An 18,728-nucleotide genomic window follows, 5' to 3' on the forward strand; every position below is an offset into this window, starting at 1 on the left:
GTTAAAGGCGAGTTAAAGGCGAGCCCCGTTTCGGAGGCTATTCCGGTTGAGCTGCGGAGGTCAGGCTGATCGTGGCTGGACCGGTGACGCTGGAGCGGTTGCAAGCAGCGCCAGGAAGAAGGCAAACAAAAGCCTCAGCCAGTTGAGCAAGAGGCTGAAGTTGTAGCCGGCGAGCATGGCGTTGTTGGCGTCGCCTTCGGTGAAGGCCAGAAAGTTGCGGCCCATGCGATGGTCCTGCTTGAGATGGCCGATGACCGGTTCGACGGCCGCCCGGCGTCGCAGTGCCCGCTTGATGGTCTTGGTGAGGCCGCGCCTGTAGCCGGCGACATGGACCTTGAACATGTCCTTCGGCGCATTGTGGCCGCGATAGCCGGCATCGGCGACGATCTTACCGAGACTGGCGCCGATCGCGGTTTCGATGGCGGGAATGACGGTGGCCAGCGTGTGGCCGTCATAGGGATTGCCGGGCAGCGCCTGGCCGCAAGGCTCTCCTGGAGCAAGGCCATCAGCCGCTCCTCGCCCATGCGCAGCATCACATCGATGAGTTCTTCAGGCATCCTGTCGACGGGATGGCACAGGGAAGCAGTAATCAAGCCGTCGCTCAATCCCTTGCGTGTCTCTGGCCCGATGTCGCGGCAGACGATCCGGATTTTGCACTGGTGCTCCGTAGCGAGCTCGCGCATGGCACGCAGGGCGCCGGAAATGCCGCCGCCATTGACGAAGATGCCCCTGAGCTCCGGTTCCTCCGCTATCAGCCTGCGAACGACTGCATAGGCGTTCTTCGGTGCCTCATGGGTCAGGAGGGTTTCGCTGACGTGGAACTCGGGCGCGTGCTCGCGCATGTAGGAGCGAAAGCTCGCATCCGAGATGTCTTGGAACTGATAACGGTTGCTGCCGATGAGAGGAAAGACCTTACCGGGCCGACCGGACGTCTGGCTGATAAACCATGCGGCGGCGCGGCCGGCTTTCCAGTTGTCGGTTCCCACAAAGCCGGCCCGGCTGGCGGCGGACAGGTCGGTCACGTAGGCGATCACCGGAACGCCCTTGACGCGCAACTCGTCAATCGCCTGGCCGACGAGCGGGTGATCGGCCGAGATCACAGCGATTGCATCGGCGCTTTCGCCTATCTTGAGCAGATTGGCAGCGACCGCTTCTGGGGAAGGGTCGTCCTCGAAGAGCACGTCTGGCTTTATAACCGCATCTGTGCGTCGCGCGCAGGCACCGAAAAGCGCCTCGACCCAGATCTGACAGAGCGGCCGGTGATGCTGCATGAGAAAGCTCAAGTGCCGATCCGGGAGATTGTCCCGCCTGCGTTCGTGCAGCGGCCCCGAACTGTGGAAGCCGATCTGCTGCGCTGCGGTCAAGATGAGGTCCGCCGTCTGCGGTCGCAGCGTGCCAGATCCGTGCAAGAGCCTATTGACCGTGGAAACACTTACGCCCGCGGCTTTCGCCAGATCCGCGATGGTTGGCCTGTTCATTAGCCCCCTCCCATATGCAATTCGTGAATGACGTCTTCCAAGTGCAAATGCCATGTCAGCGGCAAACGAGGCGTAGGTCTCCGGATCCCTCGAGGAGAGGCCTGACATGTTGCAAGAAATCTCCGCGCCGCCTGACGCCGAATCGGCCAGACTGTTCGCCCGCAGCCGCCCGTTTTCCTCGAGCCACCCGCGCAGCGGCTGTGCGATCCGAAGCCGCGCGGCGCGCAGCAGCGCGAAGGCGCCAATCTGGCTGACCTCGACGGACAGCGCTTTCGGGACCTCAACAACACTTTCGCCATCCCGGCGCATAGGGACGGCTTTGCCCCGGCGCTCGATGCGGCGCGCATCGCTCATGACGGCAACCGCCCTTTGGATTCGACAGCACATGAGATCGACGTTGCTGAATTATCTGCGCGATTGTCTGCCGGCGGTCGAGCAGATCCATTTCGTCAAACATCGACACTGAAGCTGTGAGGATCACCATCAAGGCGGCGCGCGCATTCACTGGACGCACGAGCATTGCCAGATCGAACGCGCTTATCAGGAATCCTTTGATTGGGCCGGCAGGCCAAGGGAGGGATATCCGCAACATCGCTTCGCCGCAGGCGCCAGCGCCCGCGTCGGCTTACGCAGGCGCCGGCATCGATTGCCGATGAGGTCGTCATTCGTCGCTTCAATATGCCAATGGTGCGGCCATGCTGGTGACGGACTGCATGGACGATCCTCCACATAAGGGCAGGCTCGGGCATCAACTGCCTCTCGTCGAAACCACAAGCTCTCCTTTTTCTTGGCAGTACGCTCCACGGTCAATCCGACCGCGATCAACGATAACAACCGCAACCTGCTCGCCATGATGCTGCCAAAACAGCAGCACGCGAACGGCAAAGGTCGATGGTATGCAACAGCCCTTCGAAACGGCATCGAAGGCGCGTACTCTGGTCGTGCTGAACACCACAAAGAAAAGAAAACGATCTACGGACAGATTGCCACCGTCGGCGTGGATCTTGGCGCTCACGTCATTTCATGGGCGGTCACGGGTGCCTCTTTGCAGGATCGGAATTGCTCCCATCCTGCTGCGCGAAGATTACACTCGACGCAAGTCCCGCAACCGAAACCCCAGCTATGTCTATGCTCGCGGTCTCCGCTAAAGCAGGTGTGGCTTCCTTCGCAGATGAGCTTCACTAGCGCCTCGCTGCCCAGCCAATCCGCCAGCGCCCAGGTCTGCGCCTTGTCGAGCCGCATGAGGGGTGTGTGAATGATGAAACGCGTCTCCATTCCAAGGTTCAGGGCAAGTTGCATCGCTTTAACCGCGTCATCTCGACAATCCGGGTAGCTGAAACGATCCGTCTCGGACACGCCGATCACGAGGTGTTTCGCGCCCACCCGGTAAGCTATCGCGCCCGCAAAGCCGAGGAACAGAAGATTGCGGCCAGGCACGAAAGTATTTGTTAGACCGTTCGCGTTCAGTGCGATCTCGACGTCGCGCGTGAGCGCGGTATCACTGATTTGCCCGAGCACGGCTGTCAATCATGTGGTCCTCGCCTAGTCGCCCACGCCAGGCCGGAAAGTCTTTTCTAATGCGCCCGAGCAGGTAGGGCCGCACATCGAGCTCGATCCGGTGCCGCTGCCCATAGTCGAAGCCGATGGTCTCGACGCGCTCGAAGTTCTCCAGCGCCCAGGCCAGGCAGGTTGTCGAATCCTGGCCGCCGGAGAAAAGGACGAGTGCGGTTCCCGGATCTCGTTGCATCGGGTCAACCCTCGTATTCAGCCCAGCACAGCGGTGTCTCATAGACTGTTACCGAGCACATTTGGCCAAGAAGCGGCTTGGTCTGGTTCCAGATCCAGACTGCAATGCTTTCCGCTGTCGGATTGTCGAGACCCTCAATCTCATTCAGATAGTGATGGTCGAGGCGTTGCAGAAGCGGTCCGAACACAGGCTCAACATCGAAGAAATCGACAACAAAGCCCGTGTCTGGATCGACGGGCCCTTCCAGACGCAGTTCCACACGGTAAGAGTGGCCATGCATGCGGTGACATCGGTGGGTTTCTGGCACCCGCGGAAGACAGTGCGCTGCCTCGAAGGTGAAAGCTTGCGTAATTTTCATGGGATCCCGAGAAGTTTGTGGGTTTGAAGGCTCAAGCGCCAACGTGGATTGGCAAGACAATAGGTCACTGCGGCGGTCGTATTCGCCTCGCGCACGGGCCCATCCATTGGCTGAAGCAAAAGGTGCTCAAACGCGAGAACTTCGAAATGTTCGGGCTCCGCGCCAATCTGAGGGTATACGAGCTTTAACTCGTCCCCTGCCATGACCACGAGGCGTGCATTGCATTTCGGACTGACGCACAGCCAGTCGATGCCGGCGGGTGTGGGAATGGTACCGTTGGTCTCCACGGCAATTTCAAACGCGAAGGAATGCAGCGCTTCCAGGAGTTCTTCATCGATCTGGAGGAGGGGTTCCCCTCCGGTGAGCACGACAAGACGCTGCCCAGTTCCCGACCCGCGCCAGACTTGCTCGACCGCCAACGCAAGCTCCCGTGCGGTGGCAAAATGTCCGCCACCGGGGCCATCTACCCCAACGAAATCGGTGTCGCAGAATCCGCAGAATGCTTTTGCCCGGTCGCCTTCACGTCCCGACCAAAGGTTACAGCCGGCGAAACGACAAAATACGGCGGCCCGCCCGGCATTTCGTCCTTCACCTTGAAGGGTGTAGAAAATTTCCTTGACCGCATATGGCATTGCTTACGCGACCTTCCGCCGAGCAAGGGAGCGCCTCTGCTGGCTAACGAGACGCGGCAAAAGGTGGGAAATGCCCCACTGCAGGTTTTGCAGCTCGGTCCACCGTCGGGGCCCGATGTCGAAAACCCTTTCGGCCGAACTCCATACGGAATTAGGGTTCAGTGGGGGAAGGCTGGGGGGAAGGGTCTCTGGCCCTCGAAGCCTATCATCATGAGAACTGGTTCGATCACGTCGCTCATGGTGATGATGCCTTGACGAGGACGAGGCGTGAGAATCCTGGTGTCTCCTCGAAAGCCTGCCTCACAGCACGGAAGAACTCGCTCATCTGCCGCAAGCCGCGCTCCAGGATGAGGCGGTCGAGCGATGAGGATGTCATGTGCGGCGGCAGGGCGCCGAAAAAACCCGCTATGTCCTGATCGGTGATGTGAAGGGCTTCATCGATGGTCTTGCCGACGATGAATTCGTTAAACGCCGAGCAAGCGGTTATGGCCGAGCCGCGGCCGAAGGTCTGGAACGTTGCGGCGGTGATCGTTTGCGTCTTACGGTCGAAACCCATCGTCAATTTAAGCCCACCGCCGCAGGCGACAGCGCCGACCTCGCCGGCCGCATCGGGGGTGTCCAAAGCGCCGACATTGTTCGGGTTGATGAAATAGACCTTGTCGCTGAAGAGGTAAACGTTGTCGGTGTCATCCCGCATGGCGCCGATCCTTGTCGTTATGGCGGCTAGCCGAAGGACTTGCCGCAGGCGCATTTTTCCCGCGCATTGGGATTGTCGAAGACAAAGCCCGAGGACTCCAGGTCCGTGACGAAGTCAACGGTCATACCGGCGAGATGGGGCTGAGAGTTTGCGTCGACGAACACCTTGAACCCGTCCGTCTCCATGATGGCATCGCCCTCCCGCGAGACGCTTTCCAGACCCATCAGGTATTTGAGGCCCGCGCAGCCGCCCGCCTCGACCTTGATGCGAAAGCCTTCCGCCGGTTCGTCGGCCCGGGAAAGCGCGGCCTTGACGGCGGCGACGGCGTTTTCAGTGAGTGTGATCATGGGACTATTTTCTTGCTGATGCATTCGCAAGCCACGGTGCACAGAACGTGCCAGCGAGGAAAATTGGATTAGGACACCGGGTTAGCGGATTTGCGCCCTCTCTCACGTCCAACAAATTGTCGGATCTCGGACAGAGTGAAACCTTGCGCACAGAAAGCGGCATCGGACAAATCGCCAGTGTCGTCTCCTGAGCCAGCGTTTTCGATCATATGAAATGTGGTCCGGGTGGGAACTCTTAGTCGTGCTGCGCTCCTAAAGCCGCGCCGTCGTCACCACACAGTGCGGTGGCGAACACCGGGGTGTCGATACCGCTTCGATCGCGCCTTCTCGAAGCAGCGCCGTCTGCGTCAGCTCGTGGGTGGCGAACACCACTCGCTGCAGTGCGGCCGTCACCTCGCAAGGGCCGACTGAGGCATTGTAAATGTCGTCAAGCCAGGTGGGCCAACGCGCCGCCCCGGGGAACAGCCCAATCACCGCCACGGCGGCCACGGCCACGATTAGAGACCGGGGTCAGTTCCAGTTCTATCGCAAATCGCGGTCTGGCTCGTCCGCGTTCCAAAACGAAACTCGAGCGAGCACCGGTCTCGCCGTCACATCGAAGGAGAGAAATCCCTATTTGTCACAGCCACTCGTCGGCAAGGATCCCGTCACAGCCGACATAGAGAAATACCCAAGCATCGTGGTGCAGTCATGCTGGAAAAACCGGTGCGGTTATGTCGGTGGCCCCCGCCAACAATGCCGCCGAGAGCGTTGCCGCAAGCGCTGTCACGCTAGCGCTATCCAAAGCGTTGCAACAGATTCGTCAAACAAGTTTACAGACTCTTTGCGAACGCAAGTCGCTGACCATGATACGTTCGCTTTAAGGCAGAGATTGGCCGAAGCTAATCGTCGAAATCAATGGTTTGGAATGCGTGAACATAGAACCTGCAGCGTTGATCGCAAGACGCATACAGAGAGGCCCTTTAATGGATATCGACATTTTCGAAGCTTATGAGTCAAACGTTCGTCGCTATGGACGATCATTTCCAACAGTCTTTAAAAAGTCACTTGGGGCGACAATCTGGGACGAGTCCGGAAAGCCTTATATTGATTTTCTTGTAGGGTCCGGCGCGCTCAACTACGGCCATAACAACCCGGATATCATTGCGCCGGCAATTCAATATCTGGCCGATCAAAATATCGTCTTGTCGCTTGATATGTATACAACTGCAAAGCGTGACTTCATCGAAGTGTTCGTCCATTCGATCCTGAAGCCCCGGGGCCTTTCTTACAAGATACAGTTTCCTGGGCCGACCGGGACAAACGCTAACGAAGCGGCGTTGGCGCTGGCGCGAAAATATACCGGCCGCTCGAGTGTCATGGCCTTCACAAATTCCTACCATGGCATGTCGCTCGGCTCCTTGGCGGTGTCGGGCTCAGCGTCTACCAAACAGCTTGGCGGCGTTGCTCGCCACGATGTGATCCGTGTCCCCTATGAGAACTATCCGAACCAAACTTTCGATTCCGCGAGTTACATTGATCACGTGTTGGGCGACCCAGGCAGCGGCATAGAAAAGCCAGCGGCAATCATCTTGGAGCCCATCCAGGCAGAAGGCGGCATGAACACCGCATCCGCACCATGGCTCTCAGAAATTCAGCGCATTTGCCGTAAGCACGACGTCGTTTTCATCGTCGATGACATTCAGGCAGGTTCGGGACGAACGGGCGATTTCTTCTCGTTCGAGTTCGCGAAAATCGAGCCCGACATCGTGTGTCTTTCGAAATCCCTGAGCGGTTCAGGTAATCCGTTGTCCATAGTTCTGATTCGACCCGACATGGACATATGGAGTCCGGGAGAACATAGCGGAACCTTCAGAGGCAATAATCTCGCCTTTGTGACCTCCGCGGCCATGTGCAAAATGTGGCCCGATAGGCAGTTTACTAAAGCCGTCGAGGGGACGGCCGTCAAACTGCAAGAACACCTTGATCGCCTGGTTGCGAAATTCCCCCAGTGCATCGAACAAAAGCGCGGCCGTGGTCTGATGGCCGGCCTCAAGTGCCGTTCACAGGCCGTTGCTGACCGTGTGCACGATGTCGCGTTTGAAAACGGCCTGCTGATCGAATCCTCCGGGCCAAATCACGACGTCATCAAAGTCCTTCCGCCGATAACTATCTCAGATGACGAACTCGATCACGGCATTGCCATCCTCGATCAGGCACTACAGGAGAAAATCAATGGCGACTAACCAAGTACGTCAAACGCCGGCCATCTCGCCTCTCACCATCAAGGAACGAACTGGCTCGATCAGCACTGCGGAGATCATCTCGGTCCTGAAAGGCGAAATCACGGCTCTGCACATCAAGCAAGCTTTCAGCACCGAAATAGCCGACGAGATCACGGCGAAGTTTTTTGGCAGTCCCGGTCTCAACGAGCGCAAAGATGGCGTCCCCGGACAATATGTCGGCGCATCCCACTACAGGAAGGATGCAGCCACCTATTTCGCGGAGGCGGAAAATGCGCGACGGTACGTTGACGCTCTTTTCGGCAATTTAGTTGACCCAGTACGAGCATTATTTGACGCGTTGAAGCGCGACCTTCACAAACAGGGCATTGAATTGCGGCTGGCCCGGTCAGAACACGGTCAGGCTAACGTTTGTCGCGCTCTTAGTTGGTCTGGCAGCGGCACATTTTCCTTGGACCCCCACGACGATGTCGCTCAAGTGCTACATGCTGGGAACGATTACGAGCTTTCTGCGGTGGCGCACAACACCGTCGCAGCGCTTAACTTTTATCCCAGCATGCCTGAGGAAGGTGGAAATCTGAGGCTCTGGAGTCACAAGCCGACAGTCGCGGATCGAAAGTCGCAGAGTGTTGAGACCACGGGCTATCCCTACTCGGCAGCTTATCTCGAGGTCCTGCCTAGCCGCGAAATCCAGCTTAAGGCCGGGGATATCGCCCTACTTGACGGCGGTTTCGTTCATGGGGTCACCAGTCAATCGGGCAATGGAAAGCGTCGCGTGCTGCTGAACAGCTTTTTCGGTTTTGCGCGACCGGATCTTGTTCTCTGGTGGACCTAATGTTCGCTGTTGAAGCAACTGACCAGCTTCCGCCGCCAGTTAAGCGTCAACATCATAGACGAGCACTGAGCGATCCGACCTACGGTCGATCCACAACCGATAAGAATTTTAGCAAAGCTCTCGAGCGGTCTTGTGCACTATTATTGCGAAGCATCCATCGACAGGATTGTCCAATGAACGTGACCTTGAGGCGGGGCGCCGCCGACATCCCGTTCATCATGCGCACGGAGCGGCTGGAAGGATACGAAGCGCTAGTCGGCCGCTGGGAGGAAGCCCGGCATATGGCGGCTCTCGCCGATTCGCGTTATGCCTACTTTGTAGCCGAGGATGAGGGAAAGCCGCTCGGCTTCGCCATCCTACGCGACTGGGCTTCGCCTGAGCACGCGACCCTTATAGAGCGGGTCGCTGTTGCCGAGCCGGGCAGGGGATTCGGCACTGCAATGCTGCGCGCCGTAGTAGATGCGACCTTCATGCAAACCGACGCCCATAGGCTCTGGATTTGTTGTTTCCCCGATAATCTCCGGGCGAGGCGCAGCTACGAGGGCGTCGGCTTTGTTGCCGAAGGCGTGGCGCGCAGCAGCGCCTTCTTCCGCGGCGAGCATCGCGATGAGCTGGTGCTGTCGCTACTGAGGCCAGAATGGGATGAGCTGGGTGTAGAGGGGCTCCGAAAGGGCTCGCGCGAGTTAGAGCCCCGTCCGTTGCGGTGCCAACAGATCGCTCCGGTCGCCAACAATAGAAAAGCGTCACCATAAAGGGTAAAATAATGGGTAAGTTGAAACTCAGCACATTGGTGGCAGTTCTCGGGCTCTTGGTGGGTTCGTCGACTGCCGATGCCGGTCCATTAACCGATCGGGTCAAGGCAGGGAAAGCAATCAGGATAGGGTTCGCCAATGTCCTGCCCTTTGCATATGCCGACCATCAGGGTGATCCAAAAGGATTTGCAAACGAGATTGCTCTCGGTGTCCTGAAGAAGATGGGCTCCACAAACGTGGAGACAAACGTCATCGACTGGGGAGGTCTGATCCCTGGCCTTCAGGCAAGCCACTATGACATTATCACGGGAGGAATGCATATCTTGGGTGCTCGGTGCAAGAATGTCACTTTTTCCGAGCCTATCGCGAAGCTCGGCGATGGCTTCATAGTCAACGTCGGCAATCCGAAACACATCAATACCTACAAGGATATCGCCGATAAAGGAGCGGTGTTTGTGACATATGCTGGATCCAGCACGATTGCAGCCGCCAAAGAAGAAGGAATTACGGAGGGCAAAATTATGGTTGTTCCCGGGCCTTCGGAGGTGATCGCGGCAATTAAAGCAGGACGTGGCGATGCTGGAAGCATGACGTACTTGGAAGCGAAACTCATGGCAGATCAGTCAGATGGCGAAATCCAAGCCACCGATCCTGCCGCTCTGCCGGAGTGGACCTATAATTGGGTCGGCCTTGGTTTCCGCTCCGAAGATGCCGACTTTCTGGTTAAATTCAACGAGGCTCTGAACCAGTACGTCGGCTCTGACGAGATGATGAACTCTGTTAAACAATATGGAATCGTAGCTGCCAACCTTCCAGGTGCCACGACAACCAGGTGGATTTGCTCCAATCGCTAGTGACGGAATCGTGGTGCGCCCTTCCAGGCCACTCTTGCTCCCGACTAGGGCGACGTTGTTCATCGTTGTACACTACCGCTCAGCGGCATTCCCCGAGGCATTGAGATCGCAGGAGCACGTCGGGAACAGTAGGTTCCGGAACCAAGAGCTGCCATAACATCAAATGGACGGCTGCCCATACACCAAGGCCGCAAGACGGGCGGGTAGCGCCAGCGGGGCCAGCCTGGCCGTAGACCCGGTCGAGTTCACGCTTCTACAGCGCCATACCGGCATGGCGATAACTGAAGCGGGTTGGCACTTCGGGCCGCCGGATAGTGCAATTAGAGAAGGAATGTCCCCAGCGGCTCAGTGCGGCCTCCGCTGCCGATGTCCGATTGTCCGTTGATCCTTTAGCGAGCCGATGTCCTATTTCAAATTCCTTTTCACGCATGGGAACCTGCTGTTAAGCGGAACGCTGATTACGGCCATGCTGTCCGCTGTGTCGATCGCGCTGGCGATCGTACTGGCTCTCACCGCAGGTCTGATGCGGCTCGCGCCGGCCGGTCCCACTCGGTGGATCGCCACCGTTTATATCGAGTTTTTCCGCGGCACTTCGCTGCTCGTGCAGCTTTACTGGATTTTTTTCGTCCTGCCACTGTTCGGGCTCTCGCTGGACAAGTTTATAGCGGGTTTTATCGGCGTCGGTATGAACCTTGGAGCCTACGGGGCGGAGTTAGTTCGTGGCGCGATCCTCTCAGTGCCCAGAGGACAGTGGGAGGCAGCCTTGGCGATCAACATGTCGCCGCTGAGTCGTTTGCGACGCATCATTCTTCCCCAAGCTCTCGTCATCATGCTGCCGCAATGGGGCAATTTGCTGATTGAGCTTCTTAAGGCAACCGCCCTGGTTTCATTGATATCGGTCGCCGACTTAACGTTCCAAGCCAAGCAGATAAATGCCACGACTTTCCTGTCGGCGAAGGCTTTCGGGACGGCACTAATTATCTATTATGTCATGGCCCGTTTCATCATCACGCCCTTCATGCGCTGGCTTGAACGCTTTATGGAACGCAAGTAGAAGGTTGTAGCGATGCTCGGTTGGGACTGGGATTTCGCTTGGGAGATTCTCCCCCGCCTGCTGGCGGCGACCGGAAATACGCTTTTGGCCGCCGCTATCGGTTACATCATCGCGATGTTCCTGGGGCTCGCGTTCGCTTTGGCGCAACGCACCCCGTCCAGAACATTGACAATGATCGTGCGCGAGGGGGTCGAGTTCATCCGCTCCACGCCGCTGGTGCTGCAGATATTCTTCGTGTTCTACGTCGGGCCTGAGTTTGACGTTGTCCTTTCGCCGTGGATGGCGGGGATGATAGCCATCGGGCTGCACTATGCAGCTTACCTTTCGGAGTTGTACCGCGGGGGTCTAGAAAACGTGCCAAAGGGACAGTGGGAGGCCGCGACGTCCCTCAATCTGTCGACTGCGCGTACTTATTTTCGCATCATCATTCCCCAGGCGCTGCCGCCCTCCGTGGCGGGCATGGGGAATTACCTGCTAGGTATCCTTAAGGACACACCCGTGCTGTCGGTCATCGGCGTGGCGGAATTGATACAAACCGCAAACTCACTTGGCTCGGAAAACTATCGTTACCTTGAACCCTACACGATGGTCGGAATCATCTTCCTTTTGATTTCACTGCCGTCGGCCGCCCTCCTTCGCAGCTTCGAACGTTGGGTTCGCGGCAAACCCGGAATGAACTGATGGACGAAACAGAAGACCTTTCCCGATACCCGCTAGAGCTTACCGGCGCAGGTGTGCCGATGGTGCGCTTCCAGAAGGTCGCAAAGCGTTACGGATCTTTCATTGTTCTCGAACACCTGGATCTCGATGTCGCAGAGGGCGAGATGGTCACGATCGTCGGGCCGTCAGGTTCGGGCAAGACCACGGTGCTGCGCACACTGATGGCACTGGAAAACATTAACGGGGGCGTCATCTATGTCGACGGCAAACCGCTCACCCACATGGAGAAGGACGGCAAGTTGGTGCCCGCCAGCCAGAAGTATCTAAGATCAATGCGCTCGAAGATCGGCATGTGCTTCCAGCATTTCAACCTGTTCCCGCACATGACGGCGCTGGAAAACTGCATGGAAGGGCCCGTACATGTGCTGGGTATTCCGCGCAAGCAGGCGCGTGAGCGCTCGGAGGAGCTGCTAGAGATGGTCGGCATGGGCGACAAGCGCAACCAGCATCCTTCGCGCCTGTCCGGTGGGCAGCAGCAGCGCGTGGCGATAGCTCGAGCGCTTGCGATGCGGCCCAAGGTCATGCTCTTCGACGAGGTCACCTCGGCGCTGGATCCTGAGGTCATCGTCGAACTGACAAACGTCATTCGCCGGCTTGTGTCGGATTACAGCCTGACCATGCTGATGGTCACACATCAAATGGGCTTCGCCCGCGACATCGCCGATAGGGTCTGCTTCTTCTTCGGCGGCAGGATCGAGGAGCAGGGAACGCCGGAACAACTGTTCGGCAATCCGCAGCGCAAGCGCACCCAGCAGTTCCTAAGCGCCGTGAAGGAGGCGGTATAGGGAGGAATTTGAGCGTCGGGCGAGAGGCGAAATCAGGGATGCAGCCTTCGAGCCGATGATAGCGTGGGTGTCGCTTCACAAGCATCAGGAAAGGGAGGCTGTATCCCTAACCATTGCAGTCGAGGACAGGGCTCAAGCCGAATACCCCAACTAAACACTAGGGCACGGCTGCGATCAGATCCGCACGAACTGGGCAACCGTCATTTTGTCCGCCGTCCCCGGCAGTTGCGCATAAGCGAACTTGAACGTCCGATTGATGGCAACGAACAAGCGCCGGCAGAAGCTGCCGCCCCCCCCGCGCGGCGTAAAGCTCGTCGTCTTGGACGCGCACACGTAGGCCTCAAAGCGCCCGCGACCAATGTGCCCAGCGCCACTGGCAGCGGTGCCCCGTCCACTTCATGAGGAACGTGCTGGCGCATGTCGGAAATAGCGGTCGCCGCACCGTCTCCGGTTTCGTCGCCACCGCTTTAGCCAGGAAACGCCGCGCAGGCCGCGGCGCGTCAGCCTGCGCAGGAACTCCTTCCAGATCGGCTTGGCCTTTAACGGCCAATATCATGCCCAGTAACTCGCGCCGGCCATCCGCACTGACGCGACGGCTATGATGACGGCGACCGAGACCATGATCGGCCGCTCTAAATGTTTGATCCCGGGCTTTGATGGGGCATCCTATCGTCCGAATCAAGGGATGCGCTATGGGCCAGGTTCTTCATGGGAGCGCCACGACGACAGAGGCGATCCGTAGAGCGATACAGCATAGTCAAGAGAGCCTGAGGGCGCTGGCCAAACGCTACGGGATCAACCAGAAGACCGTCGCCAAATGGCGGGAGCGGACCTCGGTGGCCGATCTGCCGACCGGTCCGAGAGAGCCGAGATCGACAGTGCTCTCGCTTGAGGAGGAGGCCGTCATCGTCGCCTTCCGGCGCTACACTCTGTTGCCACTCGATGACTGCCTCTACGCCTTACAACCCACGATCCCGCACCTGACGCGTTCGTCATTGCATTGTTGTCTGCAGCGCCACGGCATCGGTCGCTTGCCGGACGTAGAGGGCGACAAGCCGGCGAAGAAGAAATTCAAGAGCTATCCGATCGGCTACTTACACATCGACGTTGCTGAGGTGCGCACCGAACAGATCAAGTTGCATATGTTCGTCGCCATCGACCGAACCTCGAAGTTCGCCTTTGTCGAGCTGCATGAGAAGGCCACCACCGCTGTCTCGAGAGACCTCCTGCTGCGCCTGATCGCGGCTGTTCCCTACAAGATCCACACTGTGCTCACCGACAATGGCATCCAGTTCACCACCCCCGGCGCCGGCGGCTCGGCGGTGCCGCTGATCAAGGAGGCAATCGCCAATGGCGAGATTTTCCGCGCTCACGCCTTCGAATACGCCTGCGCCAGGAACGACATCGAACACCGGACGACCAAGCCAAGGCACCCGTGGACTACTGATGTGATCGACAAGAGCTTTTTGATCGGATTTGCGATATTCTCCTGTTGCGCATGGGTGACCGCGTGGCGAAGAGCAGGGTCCGAGGTGAGAGCCCTGCCGCGCAGCCTCTACAGTCGCTTCTCATTTGCGGCGCCCGTGCGCACCCTCTTCGGACCTCGTGGGTTCCAGCCGGAGACAAAGCGGGCATAGGCGGTTTCGGCCTGTTCCACCCAGCGCCTTTCCTCGTCCCGGTGACTCTTGATGTTGTAGGCGTGCGCGGCCCCCTTTTGGCCGCGCACAGCCTTGCTCCCGGCCTTGAGTTCCACATCGCGCAGCTTCTTGGCATGCAGGGAAGGCCGAGCCCAGGCGTAGCTCTCCCCCTTCGTCAACAGATGCCAGATCACGACAGCGAGCTTGCGTGCGGTCGCGACGGCCGCGACATGCTGCCCGCGCCTGGCACGTACCCGTAGAAAGAAAGCCCGCAGCGGTCCAGGTGCGCGTGCCGCTGCCCAAGCAGCTTCGACGAGCATACCGCGGGCATGTCCGCGTCCCTGCTTGGTAAGCGTCCATGATAGGCAGGCCGGGTCCTGATTGCCTGACGCTGGGATTCAGCCCGAGATAGCTCACAAGCTTCTGCGGCTCCTCGAAGCGCGACACGTCGCCGATCGCCGCCTTCATTGCAAGCGCGACGGTCATGTCGACGCCGGGAATGGTCATCAGACGCTTCACGCCTTCAACTTCAAGGGTCGAGCGGGCAAGATCGCGTTCGATGACCTGGAGGTCTTCGCCCAATCGGTCGAACTCGCGCAGATGCCGATCGATCGCGAGGCGCTCGTCCTGCGGTACGACAGGACGGGATCAGGTGGCTATGAAGGATCGACTGGATGACATTCTTCAAGCGCGATCTTTGCCGGACGATCTGATTGCGCCGTGTCACCTGTCGACGCAGAGCCTGCGTCGGCTCATCCGGAATCCAGACCTCCGGCAGGAAGCCGCTCGCATAGAGCTGCGCCAGAACGCTGGCATCGATCGTGTCCGTCTTGATCTTGGCATAGGCAATGATGCGCACCTGCTTCGGGTTTGCGACCACCACTTTCTTCACGTGCGGCGCGACAACTGCGGCGGCCGAGGACGCGTTGCCAGTGGCCTCGATCACGACGATGTCGCTCGGCGACAGCTTTGCGGCGAAGCCGTCCAGCAGATCGCGCCGCATGTCGACACGCTGAGCTTGCCGTCCTCCCATGCCACCGCCTCGGCGAAGGCGCGATGGATATCCAGTCCGATGATGCGCATGCGTATTCCCTCCTTCCTGGCTCGGTGAAAGACGGGAGCTGACGGGCAACACGACACTTACTGATCCGCGCTCGCAGCGCATCCGGGAAAGTCGCGAGGGGCGGCCATGCAACGAGCTCGGGCTCTCAGCCCACGGTCTAAAGACGGCCTGCCCGCGCTTTCGTGCTCCCGGTGCCCCACGTCCCGGATGGGCTCACCATAAGGCCGTTCCAAAACAAGAACAGCAGGACGAAAAGGCACCACAGATCACATACCGGATAACGGCCAAGGTCGAGAGGATGAACCGGACCATCTAGGATGCGACCGTCAGGCGCTTCTACTATGAGAGCCACGACCAACTCCGCCAGCACCTTGCCGACTTCGTCTCGGCCTACAACTTCGGACGCCGGCTCAAGACCCTCAAAGGCTCACCCCCTATGAGTTCATCTGCAAGGCTTGGGCCACACAGCCCGAACGCTTCAAGCTTAATCCGCTCCAGCAAATGCCGGGACCAAACATTTAGGGAAAGCCTTCACCTTGCCGTCGATCTCCTCGCACAGCAGCGAGACCTGGCTGTTTGGAGGTGCCGCTCATCACCATGGCCTTGATCATGTTGTCAATCGAGCGTGTCGAAATGCTTTTTACATAGGCCTCCTGGATGATGGCGGTCAGCGCCTTCTTGGCCATGCGGCGCGGTCCGACGAAACTCGGGAAGTAACGTCCCTTCCTGAGCTTCGGGATGGGCAGTTCGATCGTGCCGGCCCACATCTCCCGTCCCGATCGCTGTAGCCATTGCGTTGGGCGAGCCGCAGCGGGTTCTACTCGCGCCGGTGGCCGCGCCCACCCCCATTTCCATTAGCCGCCCGGCGGCAAATCCGATCATCTCCCGCAGACTCTTCTCCACAAGCGTGCGCAGCTTCATTATGTCGTCTGGCATCGGTGGTCCTTCCGAAAAGAGTTGGCGTCAACAACCAAGCCCTACCGGAAAGCACCGACCGCCGACACGCCGCTCACTCGCTACAGCGGTACTAACGGCGCGCCCGCGAGCGGCTTCATAACCGACGAGCTCCACCTGATGGGACACGACCATGGCTTCGTACTGGAGCTTGATCCGCCATTCTCGCTATGTCATTATTGGGCTATAAAACTTAGTACTAAACTAAGGCATCTATTTGTATGCGACAACCAGGAGGCGAGCACTATTATATGTATACGCTTCACCTTCCTGCCCATAAGCTTCAACGGTCTCAAATCCCGCGCTTCGCAACATACGAACGTATTCAGAAAACCCATATTGTCTGAAAGAAAGGTGCGTTCGTCTAACACATCCGTCACGGACGACAATCCTTTCAAGGTTAGACCGATCGCTTAGAACATCGTTGCTAAATATATCAATTCTTACATCATCGCTACTCTCAGCAACGTAACAGATAGGCGACTTATGACGCAGGAAATCGACACGATTGGGGTAGTCGATTAGCAGGCGGCCCCCCTTTCTAAGTGCGGAAGCGGCTTCGCGAAGAACTCTCTCGTTGTCCGCGTCGTCGAAGTATCCAAACGTCGTGTACCATAGAAATGCCGCATCGAACCGATCTCGCCAGGGCAGCGAACGCATGTCGCCCAGAACATATTCAACATTGACCTCCCGTTTAGCCGCATCTGCCTCGGCTTCTTTCAGTAAGATCGGCGAGATATCAAGTCCGGTGACCTGCGCTCCTTTTTCCGCCAACCGGTTAGTAATCCGCCCATACCCGCATCCAAGTTCGAGAACCGATAGTTCTTGTTTAAGAGAAAGAATCTCCCAAATTAGATCCGATTGTCTGTCACTAACATGAGGCGGATTAACAATATCGCCAAAGTGAATGTAATCTTCATCAAAGTACATCTGAAGCGCTGACAGCGATACCGGACCATTGGTTTTGCATGTCATACTGTTTTCTCCCATTTCGCTGCCAAGTTTTGACCATTTTGGTCGCCTAATTGATTCTTGCACTATTCGGATAGCATTGGAAGAAAACATTTGTGAATATTTCCACCAGTATGTTAAATATCTCTCTCGTCCGCCGAAGCGAAGCGCATGGCGTCGTATTGGGCGCGCTCATTCGCCGGATCGCTCTGGCAAGCGCTGGACCGCGGAGTAGCAGACTGAGGAGAAGGCCGGGTCTTCGAAGGAAACGCACTCGCGGCGCTGACCATCATGGCGAAAATCCTCTCTCGCATAGTGTCGACGACCTGCAGGGACCTGCCTTCAGGAGTAGGTCTCAAGCCGTGTGTCCATAACGACGCTTCATCGTGGTTTGATTTCCCTTCCAGACACGTGAGCGGACATAGGCTTTTGCGCAGGACGGCAGGAACACAAGCGGCAAAAGCCGTGGCGGAGTACCCCATGGCAGGTTGACGTCTTCGTCGCCGCTCGAACCAGATCATCCGCTGGGGCACGGGGATAGTATGGGAGCCGCGCGCCAATATCGACGTGTTTCGTTGAAAGAAATGATGAAAATGCTTCCCGACCTAAACGACGATTTCGAATATGAAGCTATCAGAAAGCTTTGGTAACGCACACTTAACCCAAAGATAATGTTGGGCGGTGCGGGCAATGTGATAGAGCTTTGGCGATGCCGGCCTCCGACACACGGCGCCCAGAGCCGCAGCTTTGTAGCCGGCAGCTTTGTGCACCAGTGAAACGTCCGGCGCAGACGCAGCGGAGCAGAGAACATGGGACGCTCGACGACGACTTCAGCCCCTCAACTGCGAAGCCTGGCAACCAGAGAGTCGGTCCCATCAATGATCTTCTCAATGTTAGCCGAGCAAGCGTTTGCGGTCCAGTTCGGCCGATTCCTCGACCAGGCTAGTCGCGTTGCTCAATCTGAACGGTTGTTCTACCTGCTGTCTGCTTTTGCCCTGAATTGTGACTTCCCGTGGATCGCCTATGGTTCTCTTGCACCAAACCGAAGAGTTTGGGGGCCAGTCCGACGCCGCCCGGTGGTCATGCTGAATTACCCTGATAAATGGCAGGAGCGCTATTTCGAAATGGGTTATGACAAGATAGATCCCATCATCAAGATGAGTCGAAAGCGGGCAGGCGCCTTTCGCTGGAGCGAGGTGTACAACGACGCAAGCACGACTGAAGACGAACGGCGCGTTCTCGACGAGGCTGCTATATTCGGCTTAAGGTCAGGCATTAGCGTTCCATTGCATGGCCCCGATGGCAGCTTTGCCACTTTGAGCTTTGCTCAAGGCGACGAACGCGAATTCAAAAAAAGAACAATCACGTACTTAGAACTTGCCGCCTTACATTTCCACATGAAGGTCGCCGAGTTCGCCAATTCGAGTGCCATCGCGGAAACTCCTAGCCTCTCTGTGAGAGAAAAAGAGTGCATTTTGTGGGCGGCTCAAGGAAAATCGTCGTGGGAAATAGGAAAGATCTTAGGAATTTCCGCAAATACTGTCAATTTTCATGTGAAAAACGTAATGCGAAAGTTGGGTGTCGCCAGCAGAACAGTCGCAGCTCTAAAAGCTGTGGACCTCGGAATTATTGAATTGTAAAG

At 57.7% G+C, this 18,728-nt stretch carries 15 protein-coding genes and 9 pseudogenes; 12 read left to right on the forward strand and 12 right to left on the reverse strand.

Annotated elements, in window-relative coordinates; genetic code table 11:
• Window positions 1-60: 60 nt before the first annotated feature.
• Together AC1D1L_RS31275 and AC1D1L_RS31280 are read right to left on the reverse strand one after the other, a co-directional pair.
• Window positions 61-477: pseudogene (locus AC1D1L_RS31275) on the reverse strand (IS5/IS1182 family transposase); the annotation flags it as partial.
• A 104-nt stretch (window positions 478-581) separates the two neighbouring features.
• Window positions 582-1,586: pseudogene (locus AC1D1L_RS31280) on the reverse strand (LacI family DNA-binding transcriptional regulator); the annotation flags it as partial.
• On the opposite strand from AC1D1L_RS31280, the gene AC1D1L_RS31285 reads away from it, so the two are divergent.
• The gene (locus tag AC1D1L_RS31285) at window positions 1,585-1,944 is read left to right on the forward strand and encodes a hypothetical protein (protein WP_477345305.1); all 360 of its coding nucleotides are present in this window, start codon (window positions 1,585-1,587) and stop codon (window positions 1,942-1,944) included. The pseudogene AC1D1L_RS31280 and the gene AC1D1L_RS31285 overlap by 2 nt on opposite strands.
• A gap of 282 nt (window positions 1,945-2,226) precedes the next feature.
• On the opposite strand, the gene AC1D1L_RS31290 is transcribed toward AC1D1L_RS31285, so the two are convergent.
• From AC1D1L_RS31290 to AC1D1L_RS31315, 6 genes and pseudogenes are all read right to left on the reverse strand, one after another.
• The gene (locus tag AC1D1L_RS31290) at window positions 2,227-2,493 is read right to left on the reverse strand and encodes a hypothetical protein (protein WP_477345273.1); all 267 of its coding nucleotides are present in this window, start codon (window positions 2,491-2,493) and stop codon (window positions 2,227-2,229) included.
• Window positions 2,490-3,225 (reverse strand): annotated as a pseudogene (gene queC / locus AC1D1L_RS31295) (7-cyano-7-deazaguanine synthase QueC). Before queC ends, AC1D1L_RS31290 begins: the two are co-directional and overlap by 4 nt.
• A gap of 4 nt (window positions 3,226-3,229) precedes the next feature.
• Entirely contained in the window at window positions 3,230-3,583 is a 354-nt protein-coding gene (gene queD, locus AC1D1L_RS31300) for a 6-carboxytetrahydropterin synthase QueD (RefSeq protein WP_477345275.1), read from the reverse strand.
• Window positions 3,580-4,215, reverse strand: coding sequence for a 7-carboxy-7-deazaguanine synthase (gene queE, locus AC1D1L_RS31305; protein WP_477345276.1), 636 nt, complete (start codon window positions 4,213-4,215; stop codon window positions 3,580-3,582). The genes queD and queE overlap by 4 nt, the downstream gene beginning before the upstream one ends.
• A gap of 235 nt (window positions 4,216-4,450) precedes the next feature.
• On the reverse strand, window positions 4,451-4,912 hold the full coding sequence (locus AC1D1L_RS31310) for an iron-sulfur cluster assembly scaffold protein (protein WP_477345277.1): 462 nt from the start codon (window positions 4,910-4,912) through the stop codon (window positions 4,451-4,453).
• A 26-nt stretch (window positions 4,913-4,938) separates the two neighbouring features.
• Window positions 4,939-5,259 (reverse strand): HesB/IscA family protein, encoded by a 321-nt coding sequence (locus tag AC1D1L_RS31315; RefSeq protein WP_477345278.1) that lies wholly within the window; start codon window positions 5,257-5,259, stop codon window positions 4,939-4,941.
• A 965-nt stretch (window positions 5,260-6,224) separates the two neighbouring features.
• On the opposite strand from AC1D1L_RS31315, the gene ectB reads away from it, so the two are divergent.
• The 8 genes and pseudogenes from ectB to AC1D1L_RS31355 all read left to right on the forward strand — a co-directional run.
• On the forward strand, window positions 6,225-7,484 hold the full coding sequence (ectB, locus tag AC1D1L_RS31320) for a diaminobutyrate--2-oxoglutarate transaminase (protein ID WP_477345279.1): 1,260 nt from the start codon (window positions 6,225-6,227) through the stop codon (window positions 7,482-7,484).
• Complete coding sequence (locus tag AC1D1L_RS31325) at window positions 7,474-8,316, forward strand: 2OG-Fe(II)-dependent halogenase WelO5 family protein (protein WP_477345280.1); 843 nt, start codon at window positions 7,474-7,476, stop codon at window positions 8,314-8,316. Before ectB ends, AC1D1L_RS31325 begins: the two co-directional genes overlap by 11 nt.
• A gap of 173 nt (window positions 8,317-8,489) precedes the next feature.
• Entirely contained in the window at window positions 8,490-9,068 is a 579-nt protein-coding gene (locus AC1D1L_RS31330; protein ID WP_477345281.1) for a GNAT family N-acetyltransferase, read from the forward strand.
• 11 nt (window positions 9,069-9,079) lie between these two features.
• A complete protein-coding gene (locus tag AC1D1L_RS31335; protein ID WP_477345282.1) occupies window positions 9,080-9,922 on the forward strand; it encodes a transporter substrate-binding domain-containing protein in 843 nt (280 codons plus the stop codon).
• Between the two features lie 400 nt (window positions 9,923-10,322).
• Entirely contained in the window at window positions 10,323-10,976 is a 654-nt protein-coding gene (gene ehuC / locus AC1D1L_RS31340; RefSeq protein WP_477345283.1) for an ectoine/hydroxyectoine ABC transporter permease subunit EhuC, read from the forward strand.
• Between the two features lie 12 nt (window positions 10,977-10,988).
• A complete protein-coding gene (gene ehuD, locus AC1D1L_RS31345) occupies window positions 10,989-11,657 on the forward strand; it encodes an ectoine/hydroxyectoine ABC transporter permease subunit EhuD (RefSeq protein WP_477345284.1) in 669 nt (222 codons plus the stop codon).
• Window positions 11,657-12,481, forward strand: a complete 825-nt coding sequence (gene ehuA, locus AC1D1L_RS31350; RefSeq protein WP_477345285.1) for an ectoine/hydroxyectoine ABC transporter ATP-binding protein EhuA — start codon at window positions 11,657-11,659, stop codon at window positions 12,479-12,481. Before ehuD ends, ehuA begins: the two co-directional genes overlap by 1 nt.
• A 298-nt stretch (window positions 12,482-12,779) precedes the next feature.
• Window positions 12,780-12,957, forward strand: a pseudogene (locus AC1D1L_RS31355) (transposase); the annotation flags it as partial.
• Between the two features lies 1 nt (window position 12,958).
• On the opposite strand, the pseudogene AC1D1L_RS31360 reads toward AC1D1L_RS31355, so the two are convergent.
• Window positions 12,959-13,102: pseudogene (locus AC1D1L_RS31360) on the reverse strand (transposase); the annotation flags it as partial.
• Window positions 13,103-13,173: 71 nt separating this feature from the next.
• Here AC1D1L_RS31360 and AC1D1L_RS31365 point away from each other — a divergent pair.
• Window positions 13,174-13,923: pseudogene (locus AC1D1L_RS31365) on the forward strand (DDE-type integrase/transposase/recombinase); the annotation flags it as partial.
• 113 nt (window positions 13,924-14,036) lie between these two features.
• Here the strand turns inward: AC1D1L_RS31365 and AC1D1L_RS31370 are convergent.
• A pseudogene (locus tag AC1D1L_RS31370) lies at window positions 14,037-15,186 on the reverse strand (IS110 family RNA-guided transposase).
• A gap of 281 nt (window positions 15,187-15,467) precedes the next feature.
• Between AC1D1L_RS31370 and AC1D1L_RS31375 the strand changes: the two are divergent.
• A pseudogene (locus AC1D1L_RS31375) lies at window positions 15,468-15,703 on the forward strand (integrase core domain-containing protein); the annotation flags it as partial.
• Window position 15,704: 1 nt separating this feature from the next.
• Here AC1D1L_RS31375 and AC1D1L_RS31380 read toward each other — a convergent pair.
• Window positions 15,705-16,117: pseudogene (locus tag AC1D1L_RS31380) on the reverse strand (transposase); the annotation flags it as partial.
• A gap of 231 nt (window positions 16,118-16,348) precedes the next feature.
• Window positions 16,349-17,200, reverse strand: a complete 852-nt coding sequence (locus AC1D1L_RS31385; protein ID WP_477345286.1) for a class I SAM-dependent methyltransferase — start codon at window positions 17,198-17,200, stop codon at window positions 16,349-16,351.
• A gap of 695 nt (window positions 17,201-17,895) precedes the next feature.
• On the opposite strand from AC1D1L_RS31385, the gene AC1D1L_RS31390 reads away from it, so the two are divergent.
• Entirely contained in the window at window positions 17,896-18,726 is an 831-nt protein-coding gene (locus AC1D1L_RS31390) for an autoinducer binding domain-containing protein (protein WP_477345287.1), read from the forward strand.
• Window positions 18,727-18,728: the final 2 nt, after the last annotated feature.

The organism is Mesorhizobium sp. P2_D6 (genome assembly GCF_056404315.1).